The sequence below is a fragment of the Azospirillum sp. TSO22-1 genome, from assembly GCF_003116015.1.
Classification (GTDB): Bacteria; Pseudomonadota; Alphaproteobacteria; order Azospirillales; family Azospirillaceae; genus Azospirillum.
On sequence record NZ_LGQZ01000011.1, the window covers coordinates 82207 to 97474 of the forward strand.

Annotated in this window: 15 protein-coding genes and 1 pseudogene; 9 read left to right on the forward strand and 7 right to left on the reverse strand. The window is 69.8% G+C overall.

Translation table 11 applies throughout. The features are described 5' to 3' along the window. Positions 1–18: 18 nt before the first annotated feature. The 3 genes and pseudogenes from TSO221_RS03325 to TSO221_RS03335 all read right to left on the reverse strand — a co-directional run. Positions 19–537 carry a hypothetical protein gene (locus tag TSO221_RS03325; protein ID WP_109117057.1) on the reverse strand — a complete coding sequence of 173 codons (519 nt, stop codon included), beginning with the start codon at positions 535–537 and terminating at the stop codon, positions 19–21. 3 nt (positions 538–540) lie between these two features. Continuing rightward, on the reverse strand, positions 541–2499 hold the full coding sequence (locus TSO221_RS03330) for a RiPP maturation radical SAM C-methyltransferase (RefSeq protein ID WP_109117058.1): 1959 nt from the start codon (positions 2497–2499) through the stop codon (positions 541–543). Positions 2500–2751: 252 nt separating this feature from the next. Then, a pseudogene (locus TSO221_RS03335) lies at positions 2752–3021 on the reverse strand (transposase); the annotation flags it as partial. A gap of 524 nt (positions 3022–3545) precedes the next feature. On the opposite strand from TSO221_RS03335, the gene TSO221_RS03345 reads away from it, so the two are divergent. Genes TSO221_RS03345 through TSO221_RS03385 form a run of 9 tightly spaced genes read left to right on the forward strand, consistent with a single transcriptional unit; the run spans position 3546 to position 10369 of the window. Then, entirely contained in the window at positions 3546–4538 is a 993-nt protein-coding gene (locus TSO221_RS03345) for an FAD:protein FMN transferase (RefSeq protein WP_109117060.1), read from the forward strand. 5 nt (positions 4539–4543) lie between these two features. Further along, positions 4544–5050, forward strand: a complete 507-nt coding sequence (locus TSO221_RS03350) for a SoxR reducing system RseC family protein (protein ID WP_109117061.1) — start codon at positions 4544–4546, stop codon at positions 5048–5050. A gap of 18 nt (positions 5051–5068) precedes the next feature. Then, the gene (gene rsxA, locus TSO221_RS03355; RefSeq protein ID WP_109117062.1) at positions 5069–5650 is read left to right on the forward strand and encodes an electron transport complex subunit RsxA; all 582 of its coding nucleotides are present in this window, start codon (positions 5069–5071) and stop codon (positions 5648–5650) included. Between the two features lie 11 nt (positions 5651–5661). Further along, positions 5662–6225: an RnfABCDGE type electron transport complex subunit B gene (locus tag TSO221_RS03360; protein WP_109117063.1), complete on the forward strand. Its 564-nt coding sequence runs from the start codon at positions 5662–5664 to the stop codon at positions 6223–6225. Positions 6226–6238: 13 nt separating this feature from the next. Then, positions 6239–7732 (forward strand): electron transport complex subunit RsxC, encoded by a 1494-nt coding sequence (rsxC, locus tag TSO221_RS03365; protein WP_109117064.1) that lies wholly within the window; start codon positions 6239–6241, stop codon positions 7730–7732. Continuing rightward, positions 7729–8805 (forward strand): RnfABCDGE type electron transport complex subunit D, encoded by a 1077-nt coding sequence (locus TSO221_RS03370; RefSeq protein WP_109117065.1) that lies wholly within the window; start codon positions 7729–7731, stop codon positions 8803–8805. Before rsxC ends, TSO221_RS03370 begins: the two co-directional genes overlap by 4 nt. Next, entirely contained in the window at positions 8802–9404 is a 603-nt protein-coding gene (rsxG, locus tag TSO221_RS03375) for an electron transport complex subunit RsxG (RefSeq protein WP_109117066.1), read from the forward strand. Before TSO221_RS03370 ends, rsxG begins: the two co-directional genes overlap by 4 nt. Next, the gene (locus TSO221_RS03380) at positions 9404–10078 is read left to right on the forward strand and encodes an electron transport complex subunit E (protein WP_109117067.1); all 675 of its coding nucleotides are present in this window, start codon (positions 9404–9406) and stop codon (positions 10076–10078) included. Before rsxG ends, TSO221_RS03380 begins: the two co-directional genes overlap by 1 nt. 18 nt (positions 10079–10096) lie before the next feature. Further along, a complete protein-coding gene (locus TSO221_RS03385) occupies positions 10097–10369 on the forward strand; it encodes an RnfH family protein (RefSeq protein ID WP_109117068.1) in 273 nt (90 codons plus the stop codon). A gap of 320 nt (positions 10370–10689) precedes the next feature. On the opposite strand, the gene TSO221_RS03390 is transcribed toward TSO221_RS03385, so the two are convergent. From TSO221_RS03390 to TSO221_RS03405, 4 genes are all read right to left on the reverse strand, one after another. Then, complete coding sequence (locus tag TSO221_RS03390) at positions 10690–11943, reverse strand: MFS transporter (RefSeq protein WP_109117069.1); 1254 nt, start codon at positions 11941–11943, stop codon at positions 10690–10692. Positions 11944–11961: 18 nt separating this feature from the next. Further along, the gene (locus TSO221_RS03395) at positions 11962–12786 is read right to left on the reverse strand and encodes a sulfotransferase (protein WP_109117070.1); all 825 of its coding nucleotides are present in this window, start codon (positions 12784–12786) and stop codon (positions 11962–11964) included. 17 nt (positions 12787–12803) lie between these two features. Then, on the reverse strand, positions 12804–14294 hold the full coding sequence (locus tag TSO221_RS03400) for a class I adenylate-forming enzyme family protein (RefSeq protein WP_109117071.1): 1491 nt from the start codon (positions 14292–14294) through the stop codon (positions 12804–12806). A gap of 36 nt (positions 14295–14330) precedes the next feature. Further along, positions 14331–15268: MBG domain-containing protein (locus TSO221_RS03405; RefSeq protein WP_211099122.1), on the reverse strand; the 938-nt coding region annotated here is incomplete at its 5' end.

Here is a 15268-nt window from a genome sequence, read left to right on the forward strand (position 1 = left end):
ACGGGAAACGGGATGGGATCACTCCTCCTCGTCAAGGCACTCGCCGTCGGCCAGGAACTCGGCGAAGCAGAAGCCGGCACCGCCGCCCTCCACCGTCAGCTCGCGCAGCGCGCCGTCGGCCACCAAGCCGCGCAGCACCGCCCGAACCGGCAGCGCGGCGTTGTTGGCGTCGCTGAGGAACAGAGTCGTCTCGACCTCGAACGAGCCCGCCGGACGGACGATCTCCGGGCTGGACAGCGTCAGTTCGACCGGGCCGGCGTCATAGCCGCTGAGCCGGGTGCCGGTGAAGGTCGCGGTGCGCAGCGTCAGACCGGCGGAGGACCGGTGGCAGCGCACGGTGCCGGCCATGGTGAAGGCCGAGGTGCCGCATTCCGAACTGATCAGGCCGGTGCCCGACAGTTCCAGGCAGCCCAGCCCCGGCACGGCCGGCAGGCGGGCCGCCTCGGCGCCGTACAGGCTCAGCTTGACCTCGACGCGGCGGGCCTCCACGGCCGGGGCCGCGGCGGTCTCGGACAGGGTACGCAGGGCGGTCGTCATGATTCACACCTCCTCGAAAGCGACGGCGTCGGTGGGATGGGGGGCGGAGTCCGGCGCCGTCGTCCGGCAAGCCGCCTTTGGGGTCACAATCTCGATCATGCCCGGCGGCAGCGCCGGGGCGGTCGCGCCGGGTTTCAGCACGATCAGGCCGAGCAGCTTGCCGTCCTCGCGCAGCAGCAGGCCGCGGCGGGATCCTTCATCGAGGAACTGGCGGTGCACCACCGCGCCTGCTTCGGGCCCGAGGATCGCGGCGAGCCGCCTCGCCACCTCGGCCTCGGGCCGGATGGCGTCGGCGAACAGGAAGGCGTCGCGCAACGCCCCGTCGAAGGCGGTCCAGCGCGCCGGCTCGCGCCGCGCGTCCCAGACCACCAAGCGCTCGCCGTCGTCGAAGCCGACCAGCGGGCCGCGGTGCGGCGCCTCCATCCAGCGCCGGGCCGCCTCCAGCGCCGGCCCGGCATAGGACAGGTCGCGGCCGTCGGCGTAGTCGAAGTCGAAGCGGTAGCACAAGCCGGCCCGATCCTCCTCGGCCACCGGGTAGAGGTGGGCGAAGGCCGGCGGCGGGCGCAGGTTGGTCAGGCCGTGCCCCCGCGGGTCCATGAAGTAGGGGCTGAAGCGGTCGAGCCGGATGCGCCCGGCGTTCTTCGGCGGCTGGAGGTGCACCAGCAGCGGGATGATGTCGGCGGTCGCCGCGTAGTGCTCCGGCTCCTCGCCTGGGAAGCCGTACAGCAGGTTCCAGATCGGCACCACGCCCACGGCCGTGCACCATTTGAGGATCTGCACGTTCTGCAGCATGGTGCAGCCCTTGCGCATCAGCCGCAGCACGGGGGTGCTCAGGCTCTCGATGCCCGGCTGGATCATCTTGGTGCGGGCCTCGGCCAGGGCCTGCACCTGGGCCAGGGTCAGGTTGCTCTTGGTCTCGAAGAACAGCGGGATGCCGCCGGCCGCGGCGCGCAGGTGCGGCAGCACCTCGGTGAAATAACCCATGTCGAGGATCTGGTCGGCGGCGCGCAGCAGCACCGCGCCGTGCGGCGTGCCGTAACGCGACGCCAGGTGCGCGATCTCCGCGACGGCGCGGTGCGGCGACTTGCTGCGGAAGGCCAGCGTCGAGCCGTTCAGCCCGCAGAAGCGGCAATGGTTCTTCTGCCCCCACCAGCAGCCGCGGGCCGTCTCGAAGTTGACGTGCGGGCGCACCGGATGGCTGATCGACGGGAGCTGGGCGAAGTAGTCGTCGAAGTCAGGGTAGGGCAGGGCGTCCAGGTTTTCCACCGGCGCCGCCCAGGCGCGCGGCGGCACCGGGGCGCCGGTCGCCGGGTCGCGGCGGATGATGCCCGGCGCGTCGGCCGGCTCCGCCCCGGCCAGCACCGCTTCGGTGAAGGGGGCAAAGGTGTCGTCGGCCTCGCCGGAGAAGGCATAGTCGACGAAGGGAAAGGCGCGCATCAGCGCCAGCCCCATCTCCCCCTCGCAGTTCGATCCGCCGAAGACGACCGTCGTCGCCGGCGCGCGCTCCTTGATGCGCCGGGCCAGTGCCAGCGAGGCGAGGTTCTGCTGGAACAGGCTGGTGAAGCCGACGAACCGGTACGCCGTCCAGTCGGTGTCCGCCGCACAGCCCTCGATCCAGGCGGTGGCCTGCGCCTGCAAGGTGCCGACCAGCCGGCGCAGGTCGGCGACGGTCTCGCCGGGCAGCAGGTCGGAGGTGGAATCGGCGGCGAAGGCGTCCCAGAACGCGTCATCGTCGGCCGCCGACGGCGGTCCCCACAGCGCCGGCCGGAAGATCCATTCGCCGAGGTGACGCAGCCCGCCCTGCGCGATGCGCTGGTAGAGCCGGTAGCCGATCGCCTCGACGAAGGGCAGATAGCCGTAGCGCACCTCGACCGGCAGGCCCCGGCGGGCGCAGGCGGCTTTCAGCAGCGACAGCCCGAGCGACGGCATGTGCGGCAGGCCGAACGGCATCGACAGCAGCACGCCGTCCGCTCTCCACCGCCCCGAACCCCCGATGCGCGCCGGTTCCGTTACCACAGTCCCCGCCCTGCGAAAGTAAAGGTAACGGAATGCTAGGGATGCAGCGCACGGGAGTCCATAATAAAAATATGGAAACAGCAAGAATATCTAAGTATGCGCCGGTTAATTCCATTATGTATATAATGATACGCTATAAAATTATCTGTGGATTCGAGATGCGTGGCGTGATTGCTCACCGGGTTGGCGCCCCGACGTTCAGGCGATAGCGAAGGTCCCATCGACCAGGGAGCGGATGGCGGTCCAGGCGGACTGCCCTTGTCGGCGCGCCGTCCCGGTCACGGAGCGATACCCGGCGTGGATGCCCGGCCCTCAGTCGGAGCGGAAACCGTTGGTCACCTTGCGGAACACGACGGACGGGCGGATTTCCTGCTCGCTGCCGTTGTTGGTGGGCGGCACGCGGCGGTCGCTGAGGAAGACGAAGAACTTGCCACGCCACGCCTTGATCTGGAGTTGCAGCTCGCGGCCAAGCTCGGCCGCATACGACATGGTTGGAGGCAGGCATTCGTGGGAGGCGGGTTTGCCGGAGGGGCCTGTCATCGGCGACCGGATCGCGGCGGCGCTCAATGCGGCGCGCGCCAACATGCATCACCACCGCTACTACGCCGCGATGCAGGAGTTCCGCCTTGCGGAGCAGCTCATCCCCGAGTCGGTCGGGGATGCTCCCGTTCCAAGGCCGAGGCCTCCCGCGCGCCTGCAATCGGCCACAGCGCCGATGCTGCGGCGCCTGATCCTGACGGGTGCCGTGATGCGCCTCGCCCGGCACGTCCCTTCACGACAGGCCCTTTCCGACAGCAGGCCCCGCCTCGGGACGGCGCCGCATGCGGCAGTTCGTCGCAAGCGTTCACGCAAAATAGATAAGTTACGGGCCGCCCCCCGCGTCATCATTGCGACGAACAATACGCCGCCCGCGTAATTTTCTTCTTGGCCTGACTGAAGCGACGCGCGGAAGGCTGATCCGGGGTTGGTTTGTCGAAGGGGGCCGCCGTTTCATGACCATTAGGATCACTCGCCGCCGCGCCATCACGGTTCTTGCTGCCGCCGCCGGTCTGCCACTCCTGATGAGGGCCGGCGGTGCACGCGCCCAACTGGTACGGTGGGAGGGCACGACGCTCGGCGCTCCCTCGGCCATCCAGCTTTACCACCACGATGAAACGGCAGCCCGCGCCGCCATCCAGGACGGGTTGAAGGAACTGGCCCGGCTGGAGGGGATCTTCAGCGTCTACCGCGCAGACTCGGCGCTCTCGTCCCTCAACCGCGACGGCATCCTGACCAATCCCCCGGCGGAACTGGTGGAGTTGCTGGGCCACGCGTTGACCCTCGCGGCGGCCAGCGACGGTGTCTACGACCCCACGGTGCAGCCGCTGTGGCAGACCTATTTCCGCCACTTCACCGCCGCCCGCCCGGACCCGGACGGCCCCTCGCGCCGTGACCTGGACGCCGCCCTGGCGCTGGTCGGCTGGCGCGGCGTCGAGGCGTCGCCGGCACGCATCGCCTTCGCCCGGCCGGGCATGGCGCTGACGCTGAACAGCGGCGCCCAGGGCTACATCACCGACCGGGTGGCCGCCGTGCTGCGCGGCCACGGCTTCGAGAAGATGCTGGTGGACATGGGCGAACCGCGGGCGCTCTCGACCAAGCCGGACGGTTCGGCCTGGCGCATCGGCATCGCCAACCCGGCCGACCCGTCGAAGGCCGTCACCGAGATCGACGTCGTCGACCGCTGCGTCTCGACCTCCGGCGGCTACGGCACGCTGTTCGACGACGCCGGACGCTTCACCCACCTCATCGACACCCGCACCGGCGCCACCGCGCCGGCGATGCAGAGCGTCTCGGTGGTGGCGGAGACGGCGACGCGGGCCGACGGCCTGTCCACCGCCATGCTGATGGTCGCCCCGGAACGCCGGCAGGCGCTGCTGCGCGCCACCGGCGCCGAAATGGCCATTTACGCAACTCCGGACGGCGTCACCGCCACGGTCAGGGCGTGACGGGAATGAACGGAGCGCTCGGCGCCTCCCCCGACGTCGACGACGCCGGCCGCGGGCTGTCCGAAGGGTTGGCCCGCGTGGTGGCGGTCGAGGGCGGGCGCGTCTGGCTGGAGCCGGAAACGGTGTCCGGCTGCGGTGGCTGCGCCTCGGCCATGCTGTGCGGCACCAAGTCGGGCAACAGCCGCCGGATGGCGGCCAAGCGGTTCGCCTTCCCCGACGAGCATGACCTGCGCGTGGGCGACCGGGTGGTCGTCGGGGTGGAGGACGGGGCGCTGCTGCGCGCCGCCGCCACCGCCTACGCGCTGCCGCTGCTGCTGCTGTTCGCCGGCGGGCTGACGGCCAAATGGTCGGGCGGCGGTGACGGGCCGGCGGCGCTGGCGGCGCTGGCGGGCCTGGCGCTGGGCTTCGGCCTGGCGCATCTCCGGGCGCGCCGGCTCAACCGGCTCGGTCTGCTCTCGCCGCGGTTCGTGCGGCGGGCACCGCCGGCCACCGATGCCTGCCATCAAGAGTGACGGAGGGGAACGGGGTTCATGCAAGAGACATTTCTGCTGATCGTCAGTGCGGCTCTGGTCAACAACGTCATCCTGGCACGCTTCCTCGGCCTGTGCTCGTTCATGGGCGTCACCACCCGGGTGGAGACGGCGGTCGGCATGGGCATGGCGACGACCTTCGTCATCACGGTGTCGTCCATGGGCGACTGGGTCATCGAGGCCTTCCTGCTGAAGCCGTTCGACCTCGGCTATCTGCGCACCGTCACCTTCATCCTGGTCATCGCGGCGGCGGTGCAGTTCACCGAGGCGGTCATCCGCAAGGTGTCGCCGACCATGTTCCAGCTCCTGGGCATCTACCTGCCGCTGATCACCACCAACTGTGCCGTTCTGGGCGTGACGCTGCTGCTGGTGGAGGGTAAGTACGGCTTCATCGACGCCACGCTGTTCGCCTTCGCCTCGTCGCTCGGCTACAGCCTCGTCATGGTGCTGTTCGCCGGCCTGCGCGAACGGCTGACGCTGGCCGACGTGCCGCCGCTGTTCGCCGGGCCGCCCATCGGCTTCATCACCGCGAGCCTGCTGGCGCTGGCATTCATGGGCTTTTCCGGCATCAGCGCCAACTAGGAGGGGACGACATGTTGCTTGCCGTCGGAAGTCTTGCGGCGATGGGCGTCACGCTCGGCGCCGTTCTCGGGGTCGCGGCCCGCCTCCTCCGCGTCGAGGGCAATCCCCTGGAGGCCGAACTCCAGGACCTACTGCCCGGTTCGCAGTGCGGCCAATGCGGCTACGTCGGTTGCGCCCAGGCCGCGGCGGCGCTGGCCCGCGGCGACGCGCCGGTGACGCTGTGCCCGCCCGGCGGCAAGGCGGTGGCGGAAAAGCTGGCCAAGAAGCTGGGCGTCACCGCCGACCTGTCGGAGCACGAAGACACCGGCCCCGAATACGCCCTGATCAACGAGGATTTGTGCATCGGCTGCCTGCGCTGCATCGGGGAATGCACCGCCGACGCCATCATCGGAGCCCCCAAGCAGCTCCACACCGTGATCCCCGACAACTGCCACGGCTGCAGGAAGTGCTTCAAGACCTGTCCGACCGAGGCGATCACCATGTGCAAGGTCCCGGTGACGCTGGGTAGCTGGCACTGGGACAAACCGCAGGCGGCAGCCCCCGCCGCCGACAACGTTCTCGACAACGCGCATTGAGGAGCGCCGCCCGATGAAGCTCTTCCCCGTCCGCGGCGGCGTCCATCCCGAGTACCGCAAGGAGCGCACCAGCGAGAGCCCGATCGTCGCCCTGCCGCTGCCGCGCGCCCTCTACCTGCCCCTGCAGCAGCACATCGGCGCCCCGGCGGCGCCGGTGGTGGCGGAGGGCGATCTGGTGAAGAAGGGGCAGCGGCTGGCCGACCGCATCGGGGCGGTGTCGGCGCCGGTGCACGCGCCCACCTCCGGCCGCATCGCCGCCATCACCGATTTCGCCGCCCCCCATCCCTCGGGCCTGCCGCAACCGACCATCGTGCTGGAGCCGGACGGCGCGGATGCCTGGACCGACGACCTGCCGGCCCCCATCGCCGATCCCTTCGACGCCGATCCCGCGGCCATCCGCGACCGCGTGGCGTGGGCCGGCATCGTCGGCATGGGCGGGGCGGCCTTCCCCTCCGCCGTCAAGCTGCAACTGGGCACCGAGCGGGCGATCGACATCCTGCTGATCAACGGCGCGGAGTGCGAACCCTACCTCACCTGCGACGACCGGGTGATGCGCGAGCACGCGGCGGAGGTGATCGACGGGGCGCGGATCATGGCGCGCGCCCTGGGCGCCAGGCGCGTCGTCATCGGCATCGAGGAGAACAAGCCGCAAGCGCTGGAGATCGTCGGCAAGACCATCGCCGGCCTGGGCGCCGGCCTGGGCGCCGGCCTGGGCGACGTCTCGCTGGCCGCGGTGCCGGCGCAGTACCCGATGGGGTCGGAACGGCACCTGACGCAGGCGATCATCGGCCAGGAGACGCCGGCCCGCAAGCTGACCGCCGACCTGGGCGTGGTGGTGCACAACGTGGCGACGGCGCGGGCGGTCCACCACGCCGTGCGCTTCGGCCGCCCGCTGCTGGCGCGCGTCGTCACCGTCGGCGGCGGCGCCGTCAAGGACGCCAGGAACGTCGAGGCGCCGCTGGGGGCGCTGGTGTCGGATCTGGTGTCGTTCTGCGGCGGCCTGAGCCGGCCGCCGCAGCGCCTGGTCAGCGGCGGGCCGATGATGGGCCAGCCGCTGCCGTCGCTCGACGTGCCGGTGGTCAAGGGCACCTCCGGCATCCTGGCGCTGACCGCGGAGGAGACCAACGAGCGGCCGTCGCAGCCCTGCATCCGGTGCGGCACCTGCGTCACCATCTGCCCCTGCGGTCTGGTTCCGGTCGAGATGGCGGCCTACATCCGCAAGGACAACGTCGAGGCGGCGGCCAAGCTCGGCGTGCGCGACTGCGTGTCGTGCGGCAGCTGCTCCTACGTCTGCCCGTCGCACATCCCGCTGGTGCATTACTTCAACTACGCCAAGGGCCATCTCAACGACCTCGACCGCGAGGCGCGCAAGCGCGACCACATCAGCACCCTGGTCGAAACCCGCCGCGCCCGCCTGGAGAAGCTGGCGGAGGCCAAGCGCGCCGCCGCCGCCGCCCGCAAGGCCCAGCAGGCCGCCCCCACCGCCGACAGCGAGGCCCGTGCATGACCACCGCCTTCACCGACAAAAGCGGGCCGTTCACGCACGCCCCCACCAGCGTCCAATCGACCATGACCACGGTGCTGGCGGCGCTGGTCCCGGCCACGCTGTTCGACGCCTGGCTGTTCGGCTGGCCGGCGATCTTCCTGTTCGTCGTCACCATCGGCTCCTGCCTCCTCATCGAGGCGGCGTGCCTGTCGATGGCCCGCAAGCCGTTGCAGCCCGCGCTGACCGACGGTTCGGTGGTGCTGACCGGCTGGTTGCTGGCGATGAGCCTGCCGCCGTGGGCGCCGTGGTGGGTGGCCGTCATCGCCGCCCTGTTCGCCGTGGCGCTGGCCAAGCACGTCTTCGGCGGGCTGGGGCAGAACGTCTTCAACCCGGCCATGGTCGGCCGCGTCGCCGTGCTGGTGTCCTTCCCCGTGCAGATGACCGCCTTCGTGGCGCCGCATCCGCTGTTCAGTGCCGGGGCGCCGGGCTTCCTCGACAGCCTGCGCATCACCTTCGGCAGCGGCACGCTCGACAGCATGACGGCGGCCACGGCGCTCGGCCACATCAAGACGGAACTGTCGCGCGGCATTCCGGTCGGCACCTCGATCCAGCAGGTTCCCGACCTCCTCGACATGGCGCTGGGCGTCCACGGCGGCAGCCTCGGCGAGACCTCGGCCCTGCTGATCCTGGCCGGCGGCGCCTACCTGCTGTGGAAGCGCATCATCTCCTGGCACATCCCGGTGGCGATGATCGGGACGCTGTTCGTGCTGGGCACGCTGTTCCACGCCGTGTCCCCCGACCGCTTCACCGGCGGCCTGTTCCACGTCACCTCCGGGGCCACCTTCCTCGGCGCCTTCTTCATCGCCACGGACTACGTGACCTCGCCGGTGTCCAAGCAGGGGCAACTGGTCTACGGCATCGGCTGCGGCCTGCTGACGTGGATCATCCGCACCTTCGCCGGCTATCCCGAGGGTGTGGCCTTCGCCGTCCTGCTGATGAACGCGCTGACGCCGATCATCGACCAACACGTCCGCCCGCGCGTCTTCGGCCGCACCCGCAAGGGCGATCCTCTGCCGATCAAGGGGGGCAAATGACCACGCAGCCGACCTGGCTTCACGCCGCCGTGCTGGGCGCCTTCTGCACCGGCTTCGGCGCCATCCTCGCCCTCACCGACGTGCTGACCGCCGACGCCATCGCCGCGCGCGCGCTGGAGGACAAGCAGAACTCGCTGGCGCAGGTGATCCCACCCGGCCTGCACGACAACAACCCCGTCACCGACGCCATCACCCTGACGGGCGAGCACGGCAAGCCGCTGACCGTCTACCGCGCCACCAAGGGCGGCAAGGTCACCGGCGTCGCCTACGAGATCCTGGGCTCGGGCTACGCCGGCGAAATCCGGCTGATGCTGGGGGTCGACGCGGAGGGACGCGTGCTCGGCGTGCGGGCCACCCAGCACAAGGAGACCCCTGGCCTCGGCGACAAGATCGATCCGGCCAAGGGTGACTGGATCACCCGCTTCTCGGGCCTGTCGCTGGACTTGCCGCCCAAGGACAAGTGGAAGGTCAAGAAGGACGGCGGCCAGTTCGACCAGTTCTCCGGCGCCACCATCACCCCGCGCGGCGTGGTGGGCGCCGTGCGCGAGGGGCTGGCGTTCTTCGCGTCCCACAGGCCCCAGATGGTGGAGGTGCGCTGATGGCTACGGATTACCGGACGATCGTGCGCGATGGGCTGTGGGACAACAACGGCGTCCTCGCCCAGTTGCTGGGCATGTGCCCGACCATGGCGATGACGACCAGCGCCACCAACGGATTCGGCATGGGGGTGGCGACCGCCGTGGTGATGGCCGCCTCCAACCTGCTGGTGGCCACCTTCCGCGGCTACATCACCCAGGAGGTGCGCATCCCCGTCTACATCCTCATCGTCGCGGCGATGGTGACGCTGGTCGACCTGACGATGAACGCCTGGATGCATGAACTCTACAAGGTGCTGGGCCTGTTCATCCCGCTGATCGTCTCCAACTGCCTGCCGCTCGGCCGGCTGGAGGTGTTCGCGGCCAAGGAGCCGGTGCTGCCGTCGCTGATGGACGGCCTGTTCATGGGCATCGGCTTCACGCTGGCGCTGACCGCCATCGGCGCGGTGCGCGAGATCATCGGCTCGGGCACGCTGTTCGCCGACGCCTCGCTGCTGCTGGGGCCAGCGTTCAAGTTCCTGGAGATGAAGGTGTCGCCGCTCGACTCTGGCGTGCTGGTGATGATCCTGCCGCCGGGCGGCTTCCTGGCCGCCGGTTTCATGGTCGTCGGCAAGCGGCTCCTCGATCTGCGGGCCGGCAAGGCCATCGCCACCGGCCCCGCCGGGCATTGCGTGTAAGGCGAAGGAGATCCGCCGATGAAGGTTTCGGTCGTTTACGCCCTGCCCAAGCGCCACTCCCAGCAGACCCTCGAGGTGCCCGAAGGCATCAGCGTGCGGGAGGTCATCGAACGCTCCGGGCTCCTGAAGCAGTTCCCGGAGATCGACCTCGAGACCCAGCGTGTCGGGGTGTACGGCAAGGTCATCGCCCTCGACGCTCCGGTCGAAGAGGGCGCGCGGGTGGAGATCTATCGCGCCATCACAGTCGATCCGGCCGTGGTGCCACGCCGCAAGCAGGCCAAGGAGTCCTGAGGACTGCGTAAGCGCCTGTCACCGTTCCCAACGAGGAGCCGATGGGAAGAACACTGTGATGGAGGTGCCGCAAGCGAAAGCGTAGCTTTCCGACCCCAACGCCGAGTTGAGGAGGACGAGCATATCGGATGTTAACACTTCCAAGGGGCAGCGGTTTAGTCACGTCTACGTTCAGCGTGGCGCCCTGCACATGACAATGTTCGGGCGCGGCGGCGGATCAAAATGCTTCTTTCGGATGTGACGTCCGACATCCTGAGCAGCGCTATGGCGGCCGCAATTCCAAAACTGCGTCAGAGCCAAGGTTGCACGTCGAAACACAGTTAAGGAACCGCCTCCAACCTGCGCCCATACCCCCAGCCGGCCGGCTCTCGGACGCCCAAGGCGAGGACGAGGCCACCGAGCCCGACGGCCACGAACGCGCAGACTGGAACCACGCCGATTCCGTTGTTCGCAGCCAGCGAGCCGACCAGCACGGGCGTCACCGCCCCGCCGATGATTTCGCCGCATCCCACCACGATTCCCGTGGCGGTGGCGGCGAGCGGCCGTCCCACGGCTCCGCCGGTCAGCGGCCCGACGGTCAGCGCCGTGGCGCCGGCGCCGGCCAGGCTGGACAACAGCAGCAGCGCGAACAGATAGACGACGTCCGGGCCGGCGAACGTGAACAGGCCCAGGGCGACGAGGTGCAGGACCGCCGAAGCGAGCGCCACGCGCTTGTAACCGAAGCGGTCGCCCAACGCCGGCACCGTCAGCATGCCGATCACTCCCCCCACCCCCAGACCGGACAGGACGAACCCCATCTGGTCGAGCGGGAGATGCAGATGATCGGTCAGGTAGTTGGGCAGCAGCGCCGCCTTGATCGTCACCGCCGACAACCAGCAGGCCATCGCCAGGGCGTTGGCGACGATCGCCGGGCGCCGCACCACCGACCGCCAGGACACGCCCGGCCCAAGCGCCCGCCCGGCGTCCGCCGGCGCGGGCTCGGAGCGCAGGATCCGCTTGAGGCCGTACGCCATCAGCACGCCCGGCGCGGCGGCGATGACGAAGATCCAATGCCAGGACGGCAGGACCTTCAGGAGCTGCGTGGCCATGATCGGCGCGATTCCCAGGCCGAACAGCGCCATCGCCATGTGCAGGAGCCCGACGTTCAATCCCACCCGGGTCGGCTTCGACACGCGCATGGCGGCGACGATGCCGGCGGGAACGAAGGCCCCCTCGGCGAAGCCCATCAGGGCGCGGATGATCAGCAGACTGCCCAGGCCGCCGGCGACCCCGCTCAGGGCGACCAGCCCCGAAAACGCCAGCGCCGCGGGAACCAGCACCGCCTTCACCCCGATCCGGTCGGCCAGCCGTCCCATGAAGATGGCGGAAAGCCCCCACGTCAGCGCCAGCGATGCCGAGATCAGCCCCATGTCCTTGTAGGTCAGCCCCAGATCCTTGGCCATCACCGGGAACAGGGGCATGATGATGAAGCGATCCAGCCCCACCAGACCCAGGCCGATCGAGAGGATGAAGACCGCCCTGACTTCATAGCCGGCGCTGCCGGCAGGGCGAACATCATGTGCGTTGTTTGTCATCTGCACGCCTTTTTCCGGTCATTGTTCCGCTGATGGATAGAACCACGCGTAGTACCAATCGCACGCCGCTTCGATCTGCGCCTGGATGCGGGGCGGAACGTCGTGGCGACGGGGCGGGACCAACCGGTCCCGCCGCCGATGCGGGTATTTGAAGCGGTAGTGGCTGTCGCTTTCGTGCGGCGCGACGGCCAGCGTCTTCCAGTCGATGTCGTGCGGCGGCAACCCCAGCCAGGCGAAGACGGCCGACATGACGCCGGCGGGATTGCGCATCAGATCCTCGAACTTCACGAAATAGAGGCGGTTCCGCACCTCCTGCGGCAGGTCTCCGACGGCCCGGATCGACGCCAGCGGCGCACCGATCACCTTGTCGCCGGCGAACAGCTGGTCGGCCCGGCCGAGGCGGTCGAAGTCCGCCAGATGGTCGGCGAAATCCAGCAGGATCGTCTGCTGGTGCTGCGCTTCGATGGAGCCGTAGATCTGGCCGAGTTCGCGGATGGGGATCAGCAGGCGCGCGTCGGGGTCGAGATGTAGCAGCAGGTCGATGCTGTGCAGCCACCCCCGGTTCTTGTCCACCACCACGCTCTTGCCCGACGCCGCGTGCCAGCCGTGCAGGAAGCCGCGCATGGCGTTGCGCAGGTTGGCGTAGGACCGGTCGAACTGCGCGTCGAGCTGCGCCAGCATGAAGTCGTCGTCGCTGAGGAAACGGCGCAGCATGAGCAGCGCGTTGCACAGCGGCGAGCTGTGTCCCTCGCAGTCGACCTCGGGATGCTGCGCCAGCAGCTGGCACAGCAGGGTCGATCCCGCCCGCGGCAGTCCCGCGATCCCGATGAACGTCGGCGGCATGGCGGCGGCTCCCCGGTTCAGACGGCGGGACGCCGCGGCGACGCGGCGTCCGCCCGGGTCGGCGGAAAGGCGGCGGCCAGCAGCCGTCTCTGGATCTTGCCGGTCGCCGTGCGGGGCAGCGCGCTCGCCAGCACGTAGTGCACCGGGGCCAGCGGCCCCAGCTTGGCCTGGGCGTACGCCTGGACCTCCGCCAGCCGCCCGGCGTCGGCCAGCACCAGCGCCGCCGACAGGAACGCCTGGCCGTCGGCCCTGGCGTGCACGAAGGCCCCCGCCTCGCGGACGGCGGGATGGGCGCACAGGGTCCGCTCGACGTCCTCGGCGTCCACCATCGCGCCGCCGACGTTGATCATGTCGTCCACGCGCCCTTCGATGTAGAGCAGCCCCTCCGCATCGACATGGCCGCGGTCGTTCGGATGGAACCAGCCGTCGCGGAACCGGGCCTGCGTCCGCGCCTCGTCGAGGTGGTAGCCGCTCACCTGCTGCGTGGAGCGGATGCGGATTTCGCCGACCGTCCCCGCCGGAACCGGTGCGCCGGCCGCATCGATCACCTGGACTTCGGCCCAGGCGGAGGGGGCGCCCACGGTTTCCGGGTGCCGCTCCAGCATGTCCGGCGTCGCCAGGGTCGCCACGCCCGCCTCCACGGCGCCGTAGGCGACGTAGACGTTCGGGGTCAGCCGCCGGCGCAGCGCCTGCAGCTGCTGGGCGTTCAGACGCTCCCCGACCACCCGCAGGCTGACCAGATCCGGGCAGGCGTTCGCGACGTTCGCCCCCACCAGCCCGGCCAGCAGGCTGGCCTGATGGGGAGAGAGATAGGCGTGGGTGATCTTCTGGGTGATCAGCGTCAGCAGCACGTGTTCCGCCGACGGGCTCATGGGGAACACCAGCGCGTCGGCATGGGCGAGGGCCCGCAGCGCCGGCCCGAAGCCGACGAAGAAGTTCAGGTCCATTTGCAGCACGCGCTTGAGCGAATCGCCGCCCGGCTCGAACGTCTGGTTGCGCCGCGCGACGTTGCCGTGCGTCCAGACCATCGCCTTGGGGTCGCCCGAGGTTCCCGAGCTGACCATGATGTGCATCGGGTCGTCCGGCGACGTCGGGTGGACGTCGCGGTCGGAGGGGCCGTCGGAGCGGAACTCCGACCGGTCCAAACCGATGAACGTCAGCCCGGCCAGGGCGAGGTCCCGGCTTTCCGACACCACGCAGGTCGCGCCGAATGTGCGCGCCGCCAGCAGGCGACGCTCCGCCGGCGCCGCCGGGTGCAGCGGCAGCGATACCGCGCCGACCTGCGCCAGCGCCAGCAGCGTCAGCAGGTGCAGCGAATGCCCGCTCATCGACACGCCGACCACCTGCCCGGGACGGATGCCCTGCGTGCGCAGGTGCCAGGCCAGTTGCCCGACGGCCTCCGCCGCCTGCGCGTAGGAGAAGACCTCTCCGGTGCGGGTGATGACCGCCGGCCGGTCGGGGTGGCGCCGAGCCGGCCGGTAGACCACTTGCGAAACGACGTTGCTCATGACGGCTCCCGAATCCAGGTGCAACGGTGTCCAGGCTCATCCACGCTCGGCGATGGTCATGTCGGTCCGCTGGCCATTGACGAAGACCGCCACGCTGATCGGCAACCCGCCGTCGGGAACATTGGCCGCGACGAACGTCTTGCTGTCGGCGTTGAAGCGGAGCCAGTTCGGCAGGGGGCTGCCTTCCGCCGTGGTCGCGGTGATGGTGACGTCGCCGCTGGCCCCGCCGGTCATCTGGTCCGGCAGCTTGAAGGTGAAGCCGCCGCTCTGGGTCATGACCTCCTTGGGGACCGACACGGTCACCACGCCGTTGCTTCCGGACGCCGCCGTCTGCAGCAGGTTAACCGATACGGCCGCGGTGATCGAGGCCGTCCGCTGGTTTTCGCCCGCAGCGAGCACGATCGTCGATGGCGCGCCGGGATTGCTGGTGCCGGTGGGCGTTCCGCTCTCCGCCGGGTTGTCCAGTGCCACCGTCACCACCGTGGTGGATGGCGAGACGACCGGCGTTGTTTGTGTTGTCGGCGAGGTCGTCGTGGTCGTCGCCGCCGGGGTGGTGGCCAGGGGGGGCGCCGGCAGGATGATGAGCGTGCCGTCCGTCGTGGCGAAGTCGTAGTTCCGTGCCGACAACGTGCCGACGGATGCGGCGATGGGCGCGGATCCGGCCGGCGTGGCGGTCCCGGCGCTGGTGGTGAGCAGAGGGGCGCCGCCGAGGTTGGCGCTGCCGGCGGCCTCGCCGTTGACGAAGCCGGTGATGGTATAGGTAAGTGCCGGGTTGTTGTCGCCGAAGAAGCGGCTCTTGTCGTCGGCCGTCACCGTCAGCCGCGCCTTGCCGACCGTCAGCGTTCCACTGGCGTAGGTGACGGCGTAATTGCTCGAGGTCAGGCCGCCGGGCGTGATGGCGTAGCTGCCGGCGTTGACCGCGCCCTGGCTGCTGCCGCCGTAGCTCAAGGTTCCGCCCAGAACCGACGTGCCTT

Bases quoted from the DNA above. Each gene is read 5' to 3' on its own strand.
- TSO221_RS03325 (WP_109117057.1), bottom strand. From the start codon at position 537: ATGACGACCGCCCTGCGTACCCTGTCCGAGACCGCCGCGGCCCCGGCC.
- TSO221_RS03345 (WP_109117060.1), top strand. From the start codon at position 3,546: ATGACCATTAGGATCACTCGCCGCCGCGCCATCACGGTTCTTGCTGCC.
- TSO221_RS03350 (WP_109117061.1), top strand. From the start codon at position 4,544: ATGAACGGAGCGCTCGGCGCCTCCCCCGACGTCGACGACGCCGGCCGC.
- rsxA (WP_109117062.1), top strand. From the start codon at position 5,069: ATGCAAGAGACATTTCTGCTGATCGTCAGTGCGGCTCTGGTCAACAAC.
- TSO221_RS03360 (WP_109117063.1), top strand. From the start codon at position 5,662: ATGTTGCTTGCCGTCGGAAGTCTTGCGGCGATGGGCGTCACGCTCGGC.
- rsxC (WP_109117064.1), top strand. From the start codon at position 6,239: ATGAAGCTCTTCCCCGTCCGCGGCGGCGTCCATCCCGAGTACCGCAAG.
- TSO221_RS03370 (WP_109117065.1), top strand. From the start codon at position 7,729: ATGACCACCGCCTTCACCGACAAAAGCGGGCCGTTCACGCACGCCCCC.
- rsxG (WP_109117066.1), top strand. From the start codon at position 8,802: ATGACCACGCAGCCGACCTGGCTTCACGCCGCCGTGCTGGGCGCCTTC.
- TSO221_RS03380 (WP_109117067.1), top strand. From the start codon at position 9,404: ATGGCTACGGATTACCGGACGATCGTGCGCGATGGGCTGTGGGACAAC.
- TSO221_RS03385 (WP_109117068.1), top strand. From the start codon at position 10,097: ATGAAGGTTTCGGTCGTTTACGCCCTGCCCAAGCGCCACTCCCAGCAG.
- TSO221_RS03390 (WP_109117069.1), bottom strand. From the start codon at position 11,943: ATGACAAACAACGCACATGATGTTCGCCCTGCCGGCAGCGCCGGCTAT.
- TSO221_RS03395 (WP_109117070.1), bottom strand. From the start codon at position 12,786: ATGCCGCCGACGTTCATCGGGATCGCGGGACTGCCGCGGGCGGGATCG.
- TSO221_RS03400 (WP_109117071.1), bottom strand. From the start codon at position 14,294: ATGAGCAACGTCGTTTCGCAAGTGGTCTACCGGCCGGCTCGGCGCCAC.